The organism is Nocardia sp. NPDC051833, assembly GCF_040681225.1.
In the GTDB taxonomy this organism is placed as follows: Bacteria; Actinomycetota; Actinomycetes; order Mycobacteriales; family Mycobacteriaceae; genus Nocardia.
Genome location: NZ_JBFAYK010000002.1, coordinates 214,507 through 233,508, shown reverse-complemented (window position 1 = coordinate 233,508; position 19,002 = coordinate 214,507). Strand labels below are relative to the sequence as shown.

Sequence of the window (19,002 nt, the reverse complement as noted above, 5' to 3'; positions counted from 1 at the left end):
CCGAGCATGCCAGGACCGGCCGGCGCGTGGTCCTCGAACACGGCTGCCGTCAGCGCAGTGGCCGGAAGAACTCCCGGATGTCGTCGACGAGCAGATCCGGTGTCTCCATCGCCGCGAAGTGTCCGCCGCGGTCGAATTCGGTCCAGCGCACGAGGTTGTTCTGTTTCTCGGCGATACCGCGAATGGTGGTGTCGCCGGGGAAGACCGCGATACCGGTCGGCACCCCGGAGCTGGGCAGGTCGGCGCCCCACTGCTGGGATTCCTTGTACAGCCGCATCGAGGAGCCCGCGGTGCGCGTGAACCACAGCACGGCGATCTCGGCGAGCAGGGCGTCACGATCGAGGGAGTCCTCGGGGAGGGCGGCGGCCGGGTCCTTGTAGGTGTTGACCACGTCGACGACCCAGCCGAGCAGCCCGGCGGGCGAGTCGGTGACGGCGTGGGACAGGGTCTGCGGGCGGGTGCTGTGCACGGCCGCGTAGGAGGAGGTCTCGTTGCTGTTCCAGTCCTGCAACGCGGCGAGCTTCTCCTGGTCCTGGGTGGAGTAGCCGGCGCCGTCGTCGTCCCAGGCGGGAATGGTGATGGCGGCGTTGAGGTGCACGCCGGCGACCCGCTCGGTGTCGATCCGGCCCAGCTGCGGGGCGATGAACGAGCCGGCGTCGCTGCCCTGCGCGCCGTAGCGTGCGTAGCCGAGGCGGCGCATGAGCTGCGCGATCACGGCGGCGGACTGTTCGGTCGCGGCCTGGCCGGGCAGCTGGGTGGGACCGGAGAAGCCGAAGCCGGGCAGGGTGGGGATCACCACGTCGAACGCGTCGCGCGGGTCGCCACCGTGGGCAGCGGGGTTCGTCAGGGGGCCGATGGTCGCGCCGAAATCGGTGAACGGCCATCCGTGCACGAGGACCAGTGGCAACGCGCCGGGTTCGGGCGAGCGCACGTGGGTGAAATGCACGCGCTGTCCGTCGATGTCGGTGACGAACTGCGGTCGGGCGTTGCGCGCGGCTTCGGCGGCGCGCCAGTCGAAACCGGTGCGCCAGTGGTCGGCCAGACCGCGCAGGTAGGCGGTGGGCAGGCCGTAGGTCCAGCCGACGTCGGGCAGGTCGTCGGCCCAGCGGGTGCGGGCGAGGCGGTCGTGCAGATCGTCGAGGTCGGACTGCGGGATGTCGATCCGGAAAGGGTGGATGTCGTTCATGCGGACCACGCTACGAACCACTTAGGTCGACATCGGTCCTAAGTCGAGAGCATTCTGGAGGCATGTCCGAGACCTCCGCCCGCCTGCTCCGTCTGCTGTCGCTGTTGCAGACCCATCGGGCGTGGTCCGGTGCCGAATTGGCCACGGAACTGGATGTCACCGCGCGCACGGTCCGCCGTGACATCGAGCGGCTGCGCGGTCTCGGCTATCCGGTGCAGGCATTGCAGGGGGCGGCGGGATATCGGCTGGGCGCAGGGGCGTCGATGCCGCCCCTGCTGCTCGACGACGAGGAGGCGGTGGCCGTGGCGGTCGGTCTGCGGACCACCTCGGGCGGCACCGTCACCGGCATCGAGGACGCGTCGCTGCGCGCGCTCGCCAAGCTGGAACAGGTGCTGCCCTCCCGGCTGCGCCACCGGCTGACCACCTTGCAGCAGTCGATGGTGCGGGTCGCGGCCGAGGCGCCGCGGGTCAGTCCGGCGACGCTGCTGGCGATCGCGGAGGCGTGCCGTCGGCACGAACGTCTCCGGTTCGACTACACCGATCACGCGGGCCGGGTGTCGCGGCGGGACACCGAACCCGACTCGCTGGTCAATGTCAGCAGGCACTGGTATCTGGTGGGCTGGGATGTCGATCGCGCGGATTGGCGGTCGTTCCGGGTCGACCGGCTGGTGCCGCGCGTCCCGACCGGGCCGCGCTTCACGCCGCGCCCGCCGCCCGACGGTGACGCGGCCACGTATCTGTCGCGCAGGCTGTCGGTGGCCTCGTGGCCGTGGCGCACCGTCGTCACCCTGCACTGCTCCGCGGCCGACGTGGCCGAGCGGCTGTGGCCGGGGACCGGTGTGCTCGAAGCGGTCGACGACGCGACCTGCCTGCTGCGTCTGGGCGCCGACTCCCCCGCCTCGCTGGCCTGGATGATCACCGCCCTCGACACCGACTTCACCGTCACCGGCCCGCCCGAACTCCTCGCGGCCCTGGAGCGTCTGAGTGTGCGATGCCGCGACGCCATTCCCGTCGCACCTGATGCGTAGTTGCATCGACTGCCGAAATGGGGTGTCGCGTCACGGCTCGTCGACGACTTCCTGGAGCCGGAGCGCGAATGCCGCGGGATCCCCGACGAATCCGGTGTGATCGCCGGGGAACAGTACCGGCTCGCAGCGCAGTTCGGCGGCCAGCGCGCGCGAGGTCCGGTCACAGAACTGGCCCGCCGAATCGGCGCCGATCCCGACGATCACCCGGGTGGGCACGGCACGCAGCAACGGCGGGTCGGGCACCCAGCCGGTGGTGGCGCGCAGTTCGTGGTCGAACCAGTGGCGTTCACTGGCGACCTGCAGCGGATCGCGGTCGCCACCGAACATGTGCTCCACCACCTCGTCCGGGATCGGCAGGGCGGCCTGGGCGAAGAATTTCTTCCACGCGCCGACCACGTCACCGAGGTCGTAGGTGGCGATGATCTCCTCGGTGACAGCGCGCTGCGCGGACGCGTCGGGCAGCAGTTCCCGCAGTGGCGGTTCGTGGGCGACGACGGTGGTGACCCGATCGGGATTGGTCTGGGCGAGAGCCAGCGCGCTGACGGCGCCGCCGCTGGAGCCGAAGACGACGGCGGGACCGGCGTCGATGTGGGCGATCAGGCGGGCGAGGTCGTCGGCACGGGCGAGCACCGTCGAATCCTGGTGCGGATCGTCGAGGGGGCTGGCGAAATGGCCACGCGGATCGGTGGTGAGGACGGTGTTGGTGGCGGCGAGCTGCTCGGCCGCGGCCGCGAACGAGGCGGCGTTCATCGGCGCGCCGACGAGCACGAGCAGTGGCCCCGCCCCGCGGACCTCGTAGTACAGGCGGGCATCGGGCACCACAAGGGTGCCGGTGGTGACGGCGGAACTGGCGGTCATGCGACTCTCCCGGATCTCGGCTACAGGTAGCACTCATTGAGACGGGGCCGGGTCGGCGAACTCATCGCTGCGCGCGAAATCTTTTTCGCACCCGCCGCTTCCGCAGGTCAGGATGCTTTCGTCGGTGCGAGCCGGGCCGTCGCCAGCACCAGCAGCCCGCAGACCGCCACCACCGACCACCCGATCCGGGCGGAGTGGGCGCCCGCGATCAGCCCGCCGGCCGCCGCGATCCCCACCGCCGCGCCCACCTGGCGGGCGGTGGAGGCGATCCCGCCCGCGACACCGGCCCGGTCGGCGGGCAACCCGCTCACCGCGGTGTTGGTGATCGGCGCGTTGGCGAATCCGAATCCGATCCCGATCAGCGCGAACGCGATCAACAGCACCGCGCTGCTCGCGTCGTCCCCGGCGGCCACGAGCACCACCCCACCGGCGGTGAGAAACCCACCGGCGAACAGCAGCGGTGTCCTGGCGCCGACCCGGCCGACCAGCACGCCCGACAGCGGCGCGCACAGGGTGGCAGCCACGGCCAGCGGCAGTGTGAACGCACCGGCCGCGACCGCGCTCAGGCCCCGATCGTGTTGCAGCTGCCAGGTACTCAGCAGCAGCGTCGTGGTCAGCGCGACGAAGACGACGACCGCGCCGCCCACCGCGGCGGTGAACGGCGGCCGCCGGAACAGCCGCAGATCCATCAGCGGCGCCGCCACCCGGGCCTCGACCCGCACGAATCCGACCACCGCGACAACGATTCCGAGATAGGCCGCGAGCGCCAGCGGCGAGGTCCACCCGATCCGTTGTCCTTCGATGAGCACCGCGATCACCCCGCCCACCACGACGACCAGCAGCGCCTGGCCCACGACATCGATCCGGCGTGGCCGCCCCCGCGACTCCGGCACGACCAGCCACGTCAGCCCGAGCGCGACGACCACGACCGGCACCGCGATCCAGAACACCGACCGCCACCCGAACCAGTCGACCAGCGCGCCACCGAGGGTCGGCCCGACCGCCATGCTCAGCCCGAACACCGCCGCCCACACCCCGATCGCCTTCGCCCGCTGCCGCGGATCGGCGATCGCGGCGACCACGATCGCCAACGCCACCGGGCTCAGCATCGACCCGCCGATCCCCTGCGCGACCCGCGCGAGAATCAGCACCTCGACCGTCGGCGCGACCGCGCACGCCGCCGAGGCGAGCCCGAAGACGGCGAGCCCGAGCCGGAACACCCGCCGCCTGCCGAACCGGTCAGCGAGCGCGCCCGCGGTGATCAGGAAACTCGCCAGGGCCAAGGTGTAGGCGTCGACGATCCACTCCAGTCCCTGGGTGCCCACGTCCACCCCGGCCCCGATCGACGGCAGCGCGACGGTGACGATGGTGGCGTCGAGCCCGACGACGAACAGACTCAGTGAGCACACGGCCAGCACCGTCCAGGGACGGACGGCGCCGGCCGTGGTGTGGGCGCGGGTGGGATTGTCCAGCATGGGAAGACCTCCTCGGAGCAGCGCCCGAGTATCACCACCGCCGCGCCGGGGTGACCAGATTCCTTGCCGGAACGGCAAATCCGGTTCTAGGCGGCGGCGTCGACCACCGCACCGTGACACACCGCCATCCGCTGCCCGGTGAACCGGCGGCGCAGCTGCCGATCGTGGGTGACGATCACCAGCGCGCCCCGGTAGTCGTCGAGGGCCTGCTCGAGTTCCTCGACCAGGGCGGGTGCGAGGTGGTTGGTCGGTTCGTCGAGCAGCAGCAGATCGGCGGGTTCGGTGACGAGGCGGGCGATCTCGATCCGCCTGCGCTGTCCGTAGGACAGTTCGCGGACCCGCAGCCCGAGTTCGGCGGGACGGAACAGGCCGAGCGCGAGCAGCGTGTCCACGTGCTCGTCGGGATGCCCGGGCCTGCCCGTGGCGAACGCGCCGAGGACGGTCGCCGACGCCGGGTAGCGCGGCGCGTCCTGACGCAACCAGCCGACTCGGCCCGCGATGCGCGCCGACCCGGTGTCGGGGCGCAGATCTCCGGCGAGCACGCGTAGCAGCGTCGTCTTGCCGGCACCGTTCGGCCCGGTGACGAGCAGCCGGGCACCCGGTTCGATGCGCAGGGCGGGCACCCGTAGCCGGTCACCGATCCGGAGGTCGGTGAGTTCGGCGACCGGCCCGGTCGGTGTCGGCGCCTCCGTCGCCACGGTCGCGTCGAACCGCAGCGGGTCGAGCGGCGCCGCGACCGGATCGGCGTGCAAGCGGGCGACGCGCTCCTTGGCGTTGCGGATGCGCGACATCGTCCCGTGTCCACGGCCACGCGCGCGGAACGGTCCCGCCGCGAACACCGCCAGCGGCAGTTTCCGCGGGATCGCCTCGAGCCGGATCACATTCGATTCGGCCAGCCGCCTGCTGCGCGCCAGGTCGGCCCGCCACTGCTCGTATTCCTGGGCGGCCCGGCGACGTTGGGCCGCCTTGGCCGCCAGGTACCCGCTGTAGCCGTCGCCGAACCGGGTGACCTTTCCGGCGTCGACCTCGACGATGGTGCCGGTGATCCGCTCGAGGAACACGCGGTCGTGGGTCACCGCGACCACGGTGCCCCGGTGGGCGCGTAGCTGCTGTTCGAGCCAGGCGACCGCGGCATCGTCGAGATCGTTGGTCGGTTCGTCGAGCAGCAGCAGTTCCGGCGCCGATGCCAGGGTCGCCGCCAGCGCGAGTCGTGCCTTCTCCCCGCCGGACAGGGTCGCGAGCGTGCGCGCACGGTCGAGCCCGGGCAGGCCGAGCGCGGCCAGCGCGATGTCGACCCGGGTATCGGCCCGGTAGCCGTCGCGTGCCTCGAACCGGGCCGACAGGGCCGCGTACGCGTCGAGCACGGCCGGATCGCCGTGTGCCAGTTCCCGCTCGGTGTCGCGCAACCGCGTTTCGATGGCACGCAGTTCGGCCAGGGCGTGGTCGATCGCGTCGGCGACGGTGGCGGTCTCCGGCAGGTCGAGTGCCTGCGGGAGGTACCCGATTCCGCCCGGCGCGACCACGGTGACGCTGCCGTTGTCGGGCTGCTGGATTCCGGCGAGCAGCCGGAGCAGGGTCGATTTCCCCGATCCGTTCTCGCCGATCACGCCGACGGTGTCGCCGGGCGCGATCGACAGGCAGACGGCGTCGAGGACGGTGGTGGCGTCGTAGCGCAGGGTGACGTCGTGGAGGGTGAGTTGGGCGGTGCTGGTCATGGCAGCTCCTGTTCTCGGCCGCATCCGGCCGCACGAAAGTCCCCGTGGCGGGACTGGATCGAGGGAACGCACGCGCTGTGGGAGGGTGCGTGCGGTGGCGGAACGCGGAGCTCAGCTCGACGCGTTTCGCGCGATCACAAGAACAGGAAACCGATACCCATGAGGTCTCCGACCCTAACGACACCTGCCACGGTCCGCCACCCCCATTTTCAGCGTCCGGCGAGGGCTTCGGTGCGGAGCCATCGGAGCAGGGTCGGGGTGTCGGTGGTGGTGATGATGCCGACGGTCCGGTGGATGTGCCGGTCGTCGTCGAGCAGGGCCAGCAGGTAGGCGGCGAGGTCGACGCGGGCGGTGAATCGGCCGTCGGCGTGTCCGTCGACCACCGTGTAGTCGGTGGGTGCGGGCCGGTGATACAGCCCGCTCGGGCGCACGATCGTCCAGTCCAGTCCGCTGTCACCGACCAGCTGTTCCATCCGGCGCATATCGTCGTAGAGGGTGCGGCCCGCTACCCGCGTCACGTACGGCAGCAGTACCCGGTTGAACAGGAACCCGCCGTCGGAATAGGACTGTGGGTCGACGCCGCTCGAACTCACCACGGCGAGACGGCGGACCGCGTGCCGTCGCATCGCGGCGACGATCGTCGCCGTGCCCTGCGAGTAGGTGGTGATCGGCTCCTTGCCCGCGGGTACCCCGAGCGTCGACAGCACGGCGTCCTGTCCGGCGATCACTTCGTCGACTGCCACCGGGTCGAGCACGTCGGCGCCCGCCACCCGGAGCCGATCATGTTGCAGCGGAAACGATTCCGGCCGCCTGGTCACCGCGGTGACCAGGCGGCCGGCGGCCAGTGCCCGACCGGTCAGCAGCCTGCCGGTGGGACCGTTCGCCCCGAAGACGGCGATCCGCCGCGCGACCCCACTCTGTTCGTCCGTGATCTCGTACTCCATCTCGGTTCTCCTGTCCGCGTGTGTGCTGGATGACCACGAGTAGCCCGCGCCCGGACAGCTGTGACACCACCGCGGTGTGAGCGGTGCCACGGTCCGCCGATGTCACAGAACGGCGGTCGCGGACCTCTCGTGTGCGACACCTGTCGACACCGAGGAAAGGACCGGCATGAGGGACAGCGAACGCGCCACCGCGGCCTTCGTCGCACAGCGCAATCTGCTCTTCACCGTCGCCTACGAGATGCTGGGCTCGGCCGCCGATGCCGAGGACGTCCTGCAGGAGACCTGGTTTCAGTGGGCCGCAGTCGACCTCGGCGAGGTCCGCGACGAGCGCGCGTTCCTGGCCACCATCACCACCCGCCAAGCGATCCGGCGCCTGCGTGTCCTCGGCAGGCGCCGCGAGTCCTATGTCGGGCGGTGGCTGCCCGAACCGTTGCTGACCGCTCCCGATATCGCGGAGGACATCGCGCTGGCCGACAGCGTGTCGATGGCGATGCTGCTGGTTCTCGAGACGCTCGCCCCCGTCGAACGCGCGGTGTTCGTGCTGCGCGAGGTCTTCGACCTGGCCTACGACGAGATCGCCGCCGCGGTGGACAAGAGCCCGGCGGCGGTCCGCCAGATCGCCCACCGCGCCCGGGTGCACGTGGCCGCGCGCCGGCCACGCGGGGTGGTGTCACCGGATCAGACCCGGGCCGCGCTCGGCGCGTTCCAGCGGGCCGTCGACACCGGAGACCTGCAGGGTCTCCTCGATCTGCTGGCGCCCGACGTCGTCTTCCTCGGCGACGGTGGCGGTGTCAAGGCCGTCGGACCGGCACGGAGTACGGCGATCATTTCGCGGACCGAACGCATCGGGTGCCGCGCGGCGAACGGCCGTGCGGCACCCGATGCGATGCGGAGATCAGTTGTAGGACTTGGCCACTCCGTCGAGCAGGTGCTCGAGGGTGTCGTAGGCGGGGGCGTCGACGACGTCGATCAGGTCGGCGGGCACCGGGACATTGCGCTCAGCGGCGATCGACGTGAACTGGGCGTTGTCGCCGGTACGGAAACCGTGGACGGCGGCGAGGCGACGCAGTTCCGGGTTCTCGGTGAGCAGCTTGCCGATCTTGTCGCCGGTGCCGGTCAGCGGGACCAGGGTGTGGCTCGACAGCACGGTCGGGGTCGGGTAGGTCAGCACCATGTCCGGCTTGATCTTGCCCTTGCCCGCCGCCTCGACGAACTGCGCCTCGTAGATGCACACCAGCGGGGTCGGGCCCATACCGTTGGTCAGGTACTGGGTGAACGGGCCTTCGCTGCTGCTGTCGGTGTAGCCCTGGGCGAGGAACAGTTTCGACAGCGCGGGCAGCACGTGCTGTTCGGCGGTGGCGCCGCGCACGATGGTGTGGTCGTTGGCGACGTAGCTCGCGATCGACAGGTACATGGCCGCGGAGTTGGAGCTGCGCGGATCGGTGGTCGAGACGAGGATGTTCTTCTCGACCGGGTAGACGGTGTTGTCGGGCAGGTCGTCCCACTGCACACCGGCGCCCGCCAGTTCCAGGTACCGGTTCATGTCGAAGGTGGCGACCGGGCCCGGCTCGATCACGCCCGCCGCGGTGAGCAGATCCGCGATCGGCCGATAGGTGGCGATCGCGATCGGCGAGGCGAACGGGGTGTATTTGGTGGTGACATTGCGCTGCCGCTGGATCCGTTCGGCGGCGGGGCTGCTCGACGGGAACGCGAAGTCGTAGCGGCCGAGGTCGACGGTCGTCGCGATCTGCCGCGACCCGGCCGGCTCGACCTCGACCCGGATGCCGTTGTCGGCGAGTACCTTCACCACCTGCTCGTCCTGGAAGAACGACATCTTCTCCGACCCGACGACGCCGCGCACGACCGTCACCGGAGCGCCCGTCGGCGCGGCGGCCGGGGTGTCGCCACCGCCGGGTAGCAGGATCACCGCGGCCGCGACGGCGGCGACGACGGTGACGGCACCGATCGACAGCGGCAGCACGCCACGCCTGCTCACCAGCTGCCCGGCGCGGTCGGCGGCCGAACTCTCCGGCTGCGCGGCGGGCGCCGGTTCGGGTTCGGCGGCCCGGACGCCGGCCGCCGGGGCGGGCACCCGCACGGTCGGGTCGGGATCGGCCAGTTCGCTGCGCACGATCCGTTCGACCAGAATCGGCACGAACTCCCGGATCGGCTTGCCCGCGAAACGATGGTGCGCGGCACCCACCGCCGAGGTCACCTGGTCGGCGGGGACGTTCTCGGACAGGTCTTCGACCAGACTCTCGGTCATGCGCCGCATTGCCAGCTCTTCACGCTGGACGGTATCGGCGGCTTCGCCGGGGGTTACGCGCGACACCACATTTCTCCTGGGCTCACTTCGGGCTGCGGACGACGGCGCGCGTCCACCGGGCCCTCCCGTGCGCACGCCGCGGGCCACGCTACCGGCGCGCAGCACAGTTACCCCAGCGGTGAACGGCCGGGCACGCAGTGTTCAGCACCCGCTCCGCTGCCCGCAATGTCGCGTTGTCCGCACGTTCGCGTAAACATCGAAACACGCTCTGCGAGTGTGGGATTCACTACTATCGCCCGGCCGCGGCCGACCCGGGGACGGTGCCGGCGTCCGGCTGCGAACGCCGCACACCGCGCAGTGCCGTACGCAGCATCCCACCCGCGAGCTGTTCCAGCACGCCGATCACCACCAGCGCACTACCGGCAACCGTGGCCAGTCCCGTGACGGTCTCGAACTTCATCGCGATCATGGTGATCCCGATCGCCGTGGTGCCCAGTCCGCAGATCTCGTGCAGCCAGCCGTCGGTCACCCCGGTGTCCCAGGCCGCGACCAGCGCCTGCACGATGCCCCGCACCGACCAGCCGATCCCGATCCACAGCGCCAGCAGCTCGATGTTCCCGCCACCGAAGGCCAGCGCCGCCAGGATGACGGTCAGCACGGCACTCACCAGCACCAGGGCCCGCAGCACGAACGCGATCCGCGCCACCACCGCGAGATAGGCCTGGATTCCGGCACTGAGCAGCAGCGAGACACCGAACAGCAGGGCCAGCGTGGATTCGCTGCGGCCGGGCCACAGCAGCGTCGCGATGCCGAGGACGAACGAGCACCCGCCAGCGATCACCATCGCCTGCCGGGTTCGGTCCGGTACCGGATTTCCCTCCCCGTCGTTCACGGGCATTCCCTCACGATAGGCGCGCCACACCCGATAGCCGCAGATTTGCCCGGCGCGCCGCGCGTGCGCCCGCCGGTTCACGTCAGCCGCTGCCGCAGAGAGGGCGCCGTCCGGCTGACCGGATCCGCCGCCGTCGACGAGCGAATTCAGCTGGGCTCGGTGTGCGCGCACAGCAGCACGGTTCGGCGCAGGGCCAGGACGCGATCGACCCGCCGCGGATGCTCAGCGACGGGTCGGGCACCATCGATGCCTCGCTCGGCAAGTGGTGCAGGGATTGCCTGTGCCGTATCAGGACCGGGTGAAATGGAAATGGCGATCATCGGGTGTGGCGAGCATCGTCGCCATGGTTTTGCGGTCGAAGGGCCACAGGTCGATGGTGCCGTCCTCGTTTTGGTACCAGGAGTTACAGCCGCCGGTGTGCCAGATCGTGGGTTCGATGGCTTCGCGGACCTGCTCGTTGAACTCGTCGGTGGCGGCCTGGGTCGGTTCGATCTCGGTGAACTCCCCGCGCCGGAAACACTGCATGATCTGGACGATGTAGGCAGCGGTGAGTTCGGCGGTGAACTGCAGCGACACCGATCCGATCGGCGAGTTGGGGCCCAGCATCGTGAAGAAGTTCGGGAAACGCGGGATAGCCGTCATCCGGTAGCCGCGCGGCCCCTTGGCCCATGCGTCGTCGATGGTGAGGCCGTCACGCCCGACCAGCGTCATCGGACGCATGTAGTTGTGCGCCGCGAATCCGGTGGCCAGGACGACGATGTCGATCTCACGCTCCACGCCGTCGGCCGTGATGACAGACGTCGGCGTGATCCGTGCGATCCCCGAGTCCACCAGCTCGACGTTGTGCTTCTGCACGACCGAGTAGTAGTTGCCGGACACCACCTGCCGCTTGCACAGCGGCTCGTAGTCGGGAGTGAGTTTGCGGCGCAACGCACGGTCGCGCACGCGCAGTAGATGCATGCGGGCAAGCGACTGGGCGAGGCTGCGCCGCCAACTCGGCGTGGTGGTGATATCGGCGAGGATTCCCGACGCCTGCAACAACACGCGGTACAACAGGCGCTCGGCGTAGGGCACCCGCGCCAGCAGTTCCCCGACGAGCTTTGGCTGGGTGAGGCCCATCGGCCCCCACAGGATCCATTGCGGCGTACGCGTGAAATGGGCGACGGTCCGCGCGCGGGGCTGCAGTGCGCCGACGACCTGCACACCGGTCGAACCGGTGCCGATCACCGCTATCCGTTTGCCGTCGGTGTCCAGGCCCTCATCCCACCGCGCGGTGTGCACCACCGGACCGGCGAAGCTGTCGAGTCCTTCGATCTCGGGGACGGCGGGATGGTGCAGAACACCGGTCGCAGCGACGAGGAAGTCGCACCGATAGCGATCCCCTGCCGCGGTCGCGACATCCCATCCTCCCGCGCGGAAGACAGCCGAGACCACCTCGGTGCCGGTCACGATGTGCGGACCCAGGCCGTGATCGTCGGCCACCTGGCGGTGGTATGCCTGGATCTCCGTGCCAGGGGCGAACAGTCGTGACCAGTTCGGCTTCGGCGCGAACGAGTACTGGTACAGATGCGACGGAACATCGCAGGTCAGGCCCGGATACCGGTTCCAATGCCAGACACCGCCGACGTCGCTGCCTTTTTCCAGGATGACGAAATCGTCGATACCGGCCTTCTTCAATGCCACACCCATCGCGATGCCCGACATTCCTGCACCGATGATCACGGCGTGGACCTCTGTGGCGCCGATCATCCGAACGCCACCTCACTCGATGCCGCCGACTGTATCGACCGAACACGCTCACCCGCTGCGGACACGGGGCACTCGACCACGTCCCGGCAGTCGCTGCCCAAGGTGCCATCCCAACCGATGTCGAGTCCGCGTCGCGTGGTCATTGCCGTGTCCTTTCACCGAGACCCGCGGCGGCGCGGGGCCTGCATCCGAACCAGAATCGGTCTGTACCTGGTTCCATGAGTTAAAGTACAGTGTGTTTCTGGATTGTCAAAGGAACATGGACCTGCGAAGGCTCACCACAGCGGTGACGTGATCGACGAGGAGGCACTACCATGCTCGAGGCGGTCGGCGGCGAGATCGTGCCGGACGAGTACAACGGCAGCCTTCCGCGTCACCGACACAACCTCAGTCGCGAACAGGTCGCAGACAGCCAGTCGGCGCGGATCATCAACGCCGCGATCGAACTGTTCGGAACACGCGGTTACGCTGCGACGACGGTGATGGACATCGCCAAAGGCGCCGGCGTGTCCCGCAAGACCTTCTACGAGATGTTCGACTCCAAACAGGACGTGGTGGTCGCGGCCTATCGCGCGTTCGATCGATGGCTCCGCGACGCAGGCATGGTGCCGAGGAACCCGGGAGAAGTCGCCCCACCGGCCGACCTCGCGCGCGTCTGCTTGGCGTTGCTCACGCTGTTGTCCCACACCCCCGCCGCGACGAGGATGTTCTTCCTCGAGGTCCTCGGAGCGGGCGAGGAGGTACGCCGTCGGCGCGATGCCGCCATCGCCCGATTCGTCGACGAGGCCACCCCGGGCATGCAGGCGCTGCGCGCACAACTATCCCCCGACCTGCCGCCACTGAGCCGGACAACGGTTCACGTCCTCGTCGGCGGGCTGCACGAGATGATCGTGCATCACCTCGTGCATCACAGTGCAGCAACCCTGCCTGATTTGGCCGAGGAGATGAACCGCCTCGTGTTCGCCGTCGTGGCCCCCACCGTGAACCAACACGAGTTCCCCGACGCCGTGCCCGGGCGCGCCGACTTGTGAGCGCCCTGGCCCCGGACCGCCCTGTCCGCGGCGCTCGCGCAGACGCACTATCGACCTCGGCACCGACATCCACCGACTCCACGGCCGATTTCGCACCACCCGAGAAGGCCTGAACCTGGGCCGGGCAACCGCTATCGGCAAACCTTGCACAGCCAGATCATCAGAACCCGGGACCCGGTGGGCTCCCGGTTACGGAAGGACCCGACGATGCGTCTCCGGCCACTTGTTCTGCTCGCGGCGATCCCGCTCGCCGTCCTGCTCGCGGGTCCACCCGTCGTGCTGGCACAGCCTGCCCCGGCCACCGAGTTCTACACCCCGCCCGGTCCTCTTCCCGACGGACAGCCCGGCGACCTGATCCGCACCGAACCGCTGACGCCGATTCTGCCGCTGCCTGCACGCGCGACCCGGATCATGTACCGCAGCACCGACACCCACGGCGCGGCGGTCGCGGTCACCGGCACGGTGCTGGACCCGGCCGCGCCCTGGACCGGGCCCGGGCCGCGCCCGATCGTCGGGTTCACCGTCGGCACGCACGGACAAGGCGACCAATGCGCACCCTCGCGTCTGCTCGGCGAGCTCGTGCACTACACGCCGCCGCTCGACGTGATGGCCGAATACGAGTACGCCTTCCTCACCCTGCTGCTCGCACAGGGCATCGCGGTCGCAGTGACCGACTACCAGGGCCTGGGCACCCCCGGCGTGCACACCTACCTCAACCCGATCGCCGAAGCGCACGCCGACATCGACGCCGTCCGCGCCGCCCGACGTCTGCCCGGCACCGGCATCCCCGCCGACGCACCGGTCGCGTTCTGGGGCTACTCCCAAGGCGGCAACGCCGCCGGGGCCGCCGCCGAACACGTCGCCGGGTACGCCCCCGAACTACCGGTCCGCGGCAGCTATGTCGGCGCACCTCCGGCCGACCTGCTCGCCCAACTGCCCTACTTCGAACACAACATCTTCAAAGTGCTGACCGGCCAGGTCCTCAACGGACTACGCGCAGTCTTCCCCGACACCGGCCCCGCGATCGACGCCATCGTCAACGACAACGGCCGTGCCATGCTCGCCGCCGTCGCCGACGAATGCATCCCCGAACTCGCCCCCCGCTACGGGCTGCACCCCACCAACGGCTTCACCGTCAGCGGCCGCCCCCTCGGCGACGCCGCGGTCGCCGACCCCGTCATCTCCGCCGCGCTCGCGCAACTCCGCCTCGGCACCCTCACCCCGAACGCACCCGTGCTCGTCACCACCGGCTCCGGCGACGACATCGTCGAACCCGACCAGGTCCGCCGCCTCGCCGCCGACTGGTGCGCCCACGGCGCCACCGTTCAACTCGCCGAATCGCCGTTCCCCACCACCCTGCCCGGCACCGGCACCGGTCACATCGCCAACGCCTTCATCCTCAACCTCGGCAGCGCCGTCCAATGGTTACGCGACCGATTCGCCGCAATCCCCGCACCCAGCACCTGCTGACCAGAACAACAGGCTCTCGAGGACGTGCTCGTGGTGAGCGGCGCCCTTGCGGCGGGTGCGGGGTTTGGTGCCCGTGGACTTCACCGGTGCGCTGCGGGCGGCCAGGCCGATGCCGGGAGCGCCGGTGCGGTCCAGCCCTGCTCGGCGCACCAGCTCAGCCATTTGCCGATCGCAGCGCGGCGCGCGTTCCAGGTGTTGACCGCCGCGGTACCCCACATCGATTCCAGCGCGGCGCCGATCTCGTCGTCGGTGACTGGAGTCCAGGGCACTCCTGTGTCCGATGAGCCCGTCGCGGTCGCGGCCGTCGAATCCCTCCCGTTGCGGCTTGCCCCGGATAACGGGGCTGCTTCGTATAGGCGCGGCGGCGGGTCTGCCGAGCACGCGGCATGCGGCAGATGAGTGACGCTTCATGCTGGGTGCTGCGCTGCCGTGACATGGGGTGTGCACGGCAGCGCAGCCATCGTCAGTACTTCAGGATTCGGCAGATCCGATGCCCGGTGGTGGCATCACGGCCGAGCTTGATGTAGCCGCTCGTGGTGAGTTTGTGCAGGTGCGAGCCGATCGAGTCGGTAATGCCTGCCTCGGCGGCCAGCTTGTCGGGTTCGTCAAGGATCGCGACGCCGGTGATGGTTCGCTGGCCACGCGCGAGGATCGCTTTGTACAGCTTGTGCGTCTTGGCGGGTAGCCCAGGATGCTTGTTCACGCCTTTGCTCCTCCCTTCCGGGGATGCGTTGCGGCGTCACCGCACAGATGGCGGTGACGCCGCGAAGTGGTTACGATTCCGGCTGATACGCCGCGACGGCCTCGGCGAGCGGCTTCCCGAATCCCATGTCTCCCTGCGGGATCGGAGCGCCGTCGAGGGACATCACCATCTTGCCCGCCTCGGGTCCCGCACTCAGGGTGCAGGTGACGCCGTGGTCAGCGGCGGGTTCGAAGCCGAAGCGGGGGTAGTAGCCGGGGTGGCCGAGCACGGTGATGGTGTGCTCGCCGCGGGCGCGAGCGGTGTCGAGGCCGGCGCGGATGATCCGGGTGCCGGTGCCGGTACCCTGGTGTGCGGGGTCGACCGAGACGACAGCCAGGGTGAGCGACTGGGTGGTGCCGATCGTGGCGCGGGTGATCACCGAGTGGGCGATGACGCGGCCGTTGCCGTCCTCGGCGACGAGAACGAGTTCGGGGATCCAGCACTCGTCGGCGCGCAGGGCATCGATGAGTGTGGCCTCGTCGGGTTCGCCGAACGCGGCGGTGATCACCTCGGCGACGCGGTCGAAGTCGGCGGGGGTTTCGGTCCTGATCTTCATGATTGTTTGATCTCCTTCTCGTTCAATGGATTTCGGCGCACAAGGGCCTGGCGCGGTGGAGCGCGGGCCCTGAGCGCGGGCATGCCGAGACGGGGAGAGGTGTGGGTAGACACCCGGGTACTCCTCTGCTATGGACGTGCAGTGACAGCAGGAGTAGGCCGAGCGATCCTCGGGAGGCCACGCGAGAACTACGCGGGCGGAGACTGGGCACCGGAGCAGTCGGACCCAGGGAGTGCCGTACGGACGACGGCGACCGGGTGCGCTGCTACGCGGCGCTGCGAGGCGCGCTCGGCGCAGGCCGGGACATCAACACCTCTTTCGGGGCAGGAGCCCGTGAGTGATCAACAAATCGTTGACCACGATAGCAACCCCGCAGAGAATCCCGCCACCGGTTTGTTCACAGGATCTCGAGCGCCGCGGCCAAGGTGTTCTGCCGGCTCGAGGCCGAGAGCTTGCCGACGAGCAGGAGGCGGTGGCGTGCCCGAACTTCAACGACCCCGCCAGGCGCAGCAGGTCGTCCCAGTGTTCGGCGATCAGATCCAGGTTGGCCTTGCGGGTCATCAACGGTCCCGCGTGCGGGAACCGGTCCTCTGGTGAATTTCGGGCTGTTCGACCTGCTCGGGATGCAGCAGTCCCCGAAACGCACCGGCTACCTGGACTGCTTCACCCACGCTGGCGGACAGGCCACCCGCACACCGGAGTTGAAGCGCAACCTGATCGCGGTGCTGCTCGTGCATTCGACCAACCTCGGGCTGACCAGGATGGCTGAGGCCTGCGGCATCTCCGACGACATCCTGTCCTGGACCGACGAATGGTATGTGCGCGAGGAAACCCTGCGCGCGGCCAACCTGGTGCTCATCGACTACCACCATGCGCAGCGGGGACGTTTTCGTGCCAGGCTCACGCCGCTACGCCGACCCGGCCGCCTACCTGCTCACGCCGCAGCAATCGGCAAGCACCGCCTCGAGTACACCGACCGCGAACACCCGCGTCGCCACGAACCCGACCTCCCACACCAACCAATAGCGTTGGGAGCCAACACCAACCAGCAATCAGCCATCACCGCAGGCCGAACCGGACCTCACCAGCGACCGGTTACCGGCTACGCATATCCGTTGGTTCTTCGGCGGTCACTACCGGAAACCCATCCCCCGAGATCCTCGGTGAGCTGCCCAGATCACTCGCCCCGACCGGGCATCCACGTGCTCGTCAGAAGAACCAGCCCAACTCCGGCGCGCGCTCCGAGGTGAACGCCACGTCGAGATTCCGCAGCGCCGCCGCGTCGTCGACCCGGACACGATGCGCGGCGGTCAGGCTCGCGGCTCGATGCGCACCGAAGTACAGCGCGCCGAGGACATTGATGTCGAGACCGAGCGCGGCCGGGCGGGTGGTGGGTTCGCACTCGGCGACACCGTCACGCACGCGCAGGGCGAAGGTGCCACCGGCCGACCGGAACGGGTCGTGCACGGCCAGGACCGTGTCCAGGTCGTGCCGGTAGCGGCGGGCGGTGAGGGCGGCGGGCACATCCATCAGCCGCGCCCACAGCGAGTCACCGCGATCGGTCACGCGCGCCGCGCGGGAATCGGCGAGCAGGTACGGCAGCGGGTCGTCGTCGGCGATCTCGACATCGATGGTCTCGACCAGGTCCAGTCCGAGCAGCACCCGCCACAGCGCGGCGTGCGCGTCCGGGGTGAGCGCACGGTATTCCCACACCGACGCGGTGGCCCGGCCGTCCCGCCAGCGCCGCCGATACAGGGCGTACCCGTCGGGGTGGACCAAGGTGAACAGGGTGGTGGCACCGTCGCGATGGCGTTCCACGTCGGCGAAGAACAGGTCCCACTTGGCGTCGGGCCGCACCTGGGCGCCCGGCACCGTCGCCTGCCAGCGCTCATAGATCGCCCGGATGTGCGGCGCGGCCTCGACCAGGGTGGCCATCTCGACGCCACCGGGATCGGGCGTGGTCGAGCGGAACTCGGCGCGGCGGCGGTCGATGGAGATCGTGGTGGACAAGATCGCCGGGTCGTAGCCGAACCGGCCGTAGATCGTGGCCTCGCTGGCGGTGAAGATCGTCAACGGCAGGTCGTCGGCCTCGGTGCGGGCGTGCTGGGCGGTGTACAGCTCGCGCAGGATGCCCCGCCGCCGATGCGTCGGCGCGACCGCGACGCCCGAGACCCCGCACGCCCGCACCTGCCGCTCCCCCGGCACCGTCACCGTCATGGTCCGGTCGACGGTGTGCCCGACGACCCGGTCACCGTCGACCGCGACCAGCGACCGTTCGATCGGGAACAACTCCCACCGATACGGGAGCTCATCGGCCCCGTACCGCATCCCGAACCCGGTCTCTTGCAATCCGATGATCGCGTCCGCGTCCGCACTGGTAGCCGATCGCACGGTGATGCTATTCGCCGATGCCATCCCCGTACCCTCCCATGCCGACCCGGCACGGCACATCTCATTTTCGCGGCAGCAGAGCGACCACCTCGACCGCGGCCCGCCGTTCCCCGCCCAGCTCGTAGGGCGCGGCGACAGACCCCGGCGCACCGGACGGCCGCCCCGAGGGGCGACGCGGAAACCGCAGGACAGCGCCCGCGGAACCGATCGGTATCTCGGTCGCCGTGTCACTGTCGACCGCGGCACCGAGGCCGATGCCGCTCGGCAGGATGTCGGCCGGCGTCACCAGGACCGAGGGGTCAGGCGTGTCGCTGTGATTCTGCGCCTGCGCCACCGCTCGCCCGCTCAGCAGTTCCACCACCACCCCGAGGGCGACCGGATCGGCGGTGCCGTCGTAGATCCACCGCCTGCCGAGCACCCCGTGCTCGGTGGTTCCCACCAGCGCACGGTCGCCGTCGAGCAGCGGGGCACCGCGATATGTCAGCGGCACGTTGTACAGCACCGGGCCGTCGGCGGAATCGTCGACGACGAGCACGAATTCGATACCGACCGCACCCGCGGGATCGTCGAGCCGGAACCCGCCCACCTTGCGCAGGCGCGGCGACTGGCCTCGATACCACGGTCGCCGGGGCAACAGTGTCTCGATCAACGCGAGTTTGCTCGGAGTCAGGGTGGTGCGGTGGATGACGGCCATGCCGA

Annotated in this window: 17 protein-coding genes and 2 pseudogenes; 5 read left to right on the top strand and 14 right to left on the bottom strand. The window is 69.7% G+C overall.

The features are described from left to right. Positions 1 to 49: 49 nt before the first annotated feature. Positions 50 to 1,186, bottom strand: a complete 1,137-nt coding sequence (locus AB0L91_RS19090) for an epoxide hydrolase family protein (protein WP_365011689.1) — start codon at positions 1,184 to 1,186, stop codon at positions 50 to 52. Positions 1,187 to 1,248: 62 nt separating this feature from the next. Between AB0L91_RS19090 and AB0L91_RS19085 the strand changes: the two genes are divergently transcribed. Then, a complete protein-coding gene (locus tag AB0L91_RS19085) occupies positions 1,249 to 2,214 on the top strand; it encodes a WYL domain-containing protein (protein ID WP_365011687.1) in 966 nt (321 codons plus the stop codon). 30 nt (positions 2,215 to 2,244) lie between these two features. Here AB0L91_RS19085 and AB0L91_RS19080 read toward each other — a convergent pair whose 3' ends face one another. The 4 genes from AB0L91_RS19080 to AB0L91_RS19065 all read right to left on the bottom strand — a co-directional run bounded on the left by AB0L91_RS19080 (position 2,245) and on the right by AB0L91_RS19065 (position 7,206). Further along, complete coding sequence (locus AB0L91_RS19080; protein WP_365011685.1) at positions 2,245 to 3,072, bottom strand: alpha/beta hydrolase; 828 nt, start codon at positions 3,070 to 3,072, stop codon at positions 2,245 to 2,247. Positions 3,073 to 3,179: 107 nt separating this feature from the next. Beyond that, on the bottom strand, positions 3,180 to 4,547 hold the full coding sequence (locus AB0L91_RS19075) for an MFS transporter (RefSeq protein ID WP_365011684.1): 1,368 nt from the start codon (positions 4,545 to 4,547) through the stop codon (positions 3,180 to 3,182). An 86-nt stretch (positions 4,548 to 4,633) separates the two neighbouring features. Next, positions 4,634 to 6,262 carry a TlrC/CarA/OleB/SrmB family ABC-F type ribosomal protection protein gene (locus tag AB0L91_RS19070; protein WP_365011682.1) on the bottom strand — a complete coding sequence of 543 codons (1,629 nt, stop codon included), beginning with the start codon at positions 6,260 to 6,262 and terminating at the stop codon, positions 4,634 to 4,636. A gap of 209 nt (positions 6,263 to 6,471) precedes the next feature. Further along, positions 6,472 to 7,206, bottom strand: a complete 735-nt coding sequence (locus AB0L91_RS19065) for an NAD(P)H-binding protein (RefSeq protein ID WP_365011680.1) — start codon at positions 7,204 to 7,206, stop codon at positions 6,472 to 6,474. 166 nt (positions 7,207 to 7,372) lie between these two features. Here AB0L91_RS19065 and AB0L91_RS19060 point away from each other — a divergent pair. Continuing rightward, positions 7,373 to 8,002: pseudogene (locus AB0L91_RS19060) on the top strand (sigma-70 family RNA polymerase sigma factor); the annotation flags it as partial. A gap of 99 nt (positions 8,003 to 8,101) precedes the next feature. On the opposite strand, the gene AB0L91_RS19055 reads toward AB0L91_RS19060, so the two are convergent. The 3 genes from AB0L91_RS19055 to AB0L91_RS19045 all read right to left on the bottom strand — a co-directional run bounded on the left by AB0L91_RS19055 (position 8,102) and on the right by AB0L91_RS19045 (position 12,113). Beyond that, complete coding sequence (locus tag AB0L91_RS19055; RefSeq protein WP_365013630.1) at positions 8,102 to 9,481, bottom strand: three-helix bundle dimerization domain-containing protein; 1,380 nt, start codon at positions 9,479 to 9,481, stop codon at positions 8,102 to 8,104. Between the two features lie 280 nt (positions 9,482 to 9,761). Next, positions 9,762 to 10,370, bottom strand: a complete 609-nt coding sequence (locus tag AB0L91_RS19050) for a DUF308 domain-containing protein (protein ID WP_365011679.1) — start codon at positions 10,368 to 10,370, stop codon at positions 9,762 to 9,764. Positions 10,371 to 10,652: 282 nt separating this feature from the next. After that, entirely contained in the window at positions 10,653 to 12,113 is a 1,461-nt protein-coding gene (locus AB0L91_RS19045; protein ID WP_365011677.1) for an NAD(P)/FAD-dependent oxidoreductase, read from the bottom strand. Between the two features lie 314 nt (positions 12,114 to 12,427). Here AB0L91_RS19045 and AB0L91_RS19040 point away from each other — a divergent pair, with 314 nt between their 5' ends. After that, positions 12,428 to 13,144 carry a helix-turn-helix domain-containing protein gene (locus AB0L91_RS19040; protein ID WP_365011675.1) on the top strand — a complete coding sequence of 239 codons (717 nt, stop codon included), beginning with the start codon at positions 12,428 to 12,430 and terminating at the stop codon, positions 13,142 to 13,144. A 207-nt stretch (positions 13,145 to 13,351) separates the two neighbouring features. Next, positions 13,352 to 14,614: a lipase family protein gene (locus AB0L91_RS19035; protein WP_365011673.1), complete on the top strand. Its 1,263-nt coding sequence runs from the start codon at positions 13,352 to 13,354 to the stop codon at positions 14,612 to 14,614. Positions 14,615 to 14,694: 80 nt separating this feature from the next. Here AB0L91_RS19035 and AB0L91_RS19030 read toward each other — a convergent pair whose 3' ends face one another. The 4 genes from AB0L91_RS19030 to AB0L91_RS19015 form a co-directional block, all read right to left on the bottom strand. Next, positions 14,695 to 14,883, bottom strand: a complete 189-nt coding sequence (locus AB0L91_RS19030) for a hypothetical protein (protein WP_365011671.1) — start codon at positions 14,881 to 14,883, stop codon at positions 14,695 to 14,697. A 194-nt stretch (positions 14,884 to 15,077) separates the two neighbouring features. Beyond that, on the bottom strand, positions 15,078 to 15,317 hold the full coding sequence (locus AB0L91_RS19025) for a hypothetical protein (protein ID WP_365011669.1): 240 nt from the start codon (positions 15,315 to 15,317) through the stop codon (positions 15,078 to 15,080). 70 nt (positions 15,318 to 15,387) lie between these two features. Next, positions 15,388 to 15,912 (bottom strand): N-acetyltransferase, encoded by a 525-nt coding sequence (locus AB0L91_RS19020; RefSeq protein WP_365011667.1) that lies wholly within the window; start codon positions 15,910 to 15,912, stop codon positions 15,388 to 15,390. A gap of 306 nt (positions 15,913 to 16,218) precedes the next feature. Next, positions 16,219 to 16,473 (bottom strand): Tn3 family transposase, encoded by a 255-nt coding sequence (locus AB0L91_RS19015; RefSeq protein ID WP_365011665.1) that lies wholly within the window; start codon positions 16,471 to 16,473, stop codon positions 16,219 to 16,221. A 77-nt stretch (positions 16,474 to 16,550) separates the two neighbouring features. Here AB0L91_RS19015 and AB0L91_RS19010 point away from each other — a divergent pair. Further along, positions 16,551 to 16,781: pseudogene (locus AB0L91_RS19010) on the top strand (Tn3 family transposase); the annotation flags it as partial. Between the two features lie 340 nt (positions 16,782 to 17,121). On the opposite strand, the gene AB0L91_RS19005 reads toward AB0L91_RS19010, so the two are convergent. Further along, entirely contained in the window at positions 17,122 to 18,327 is a 1,206-nt protein-coding gene (locus AB0L91_RS19005) for a GNAT family N-acetyltransferase (protein WP_365011663.1), read from the bottom strand. Positions 18,328 to 18,364: 37 nt separating this feature from the next. Continuing rightward, entirely contained in the window at positions 18,365 to 18,997 is a 633-nt protein-coding gene (locus AB0L91_RS19000) for a 1,4-alpha-glucan branching protein (protein ID WP_365011661.1), read from the bottom strand. Between the last annotated feature and the right edge of the window lie 5 nt (positions 18,998 to 19,002).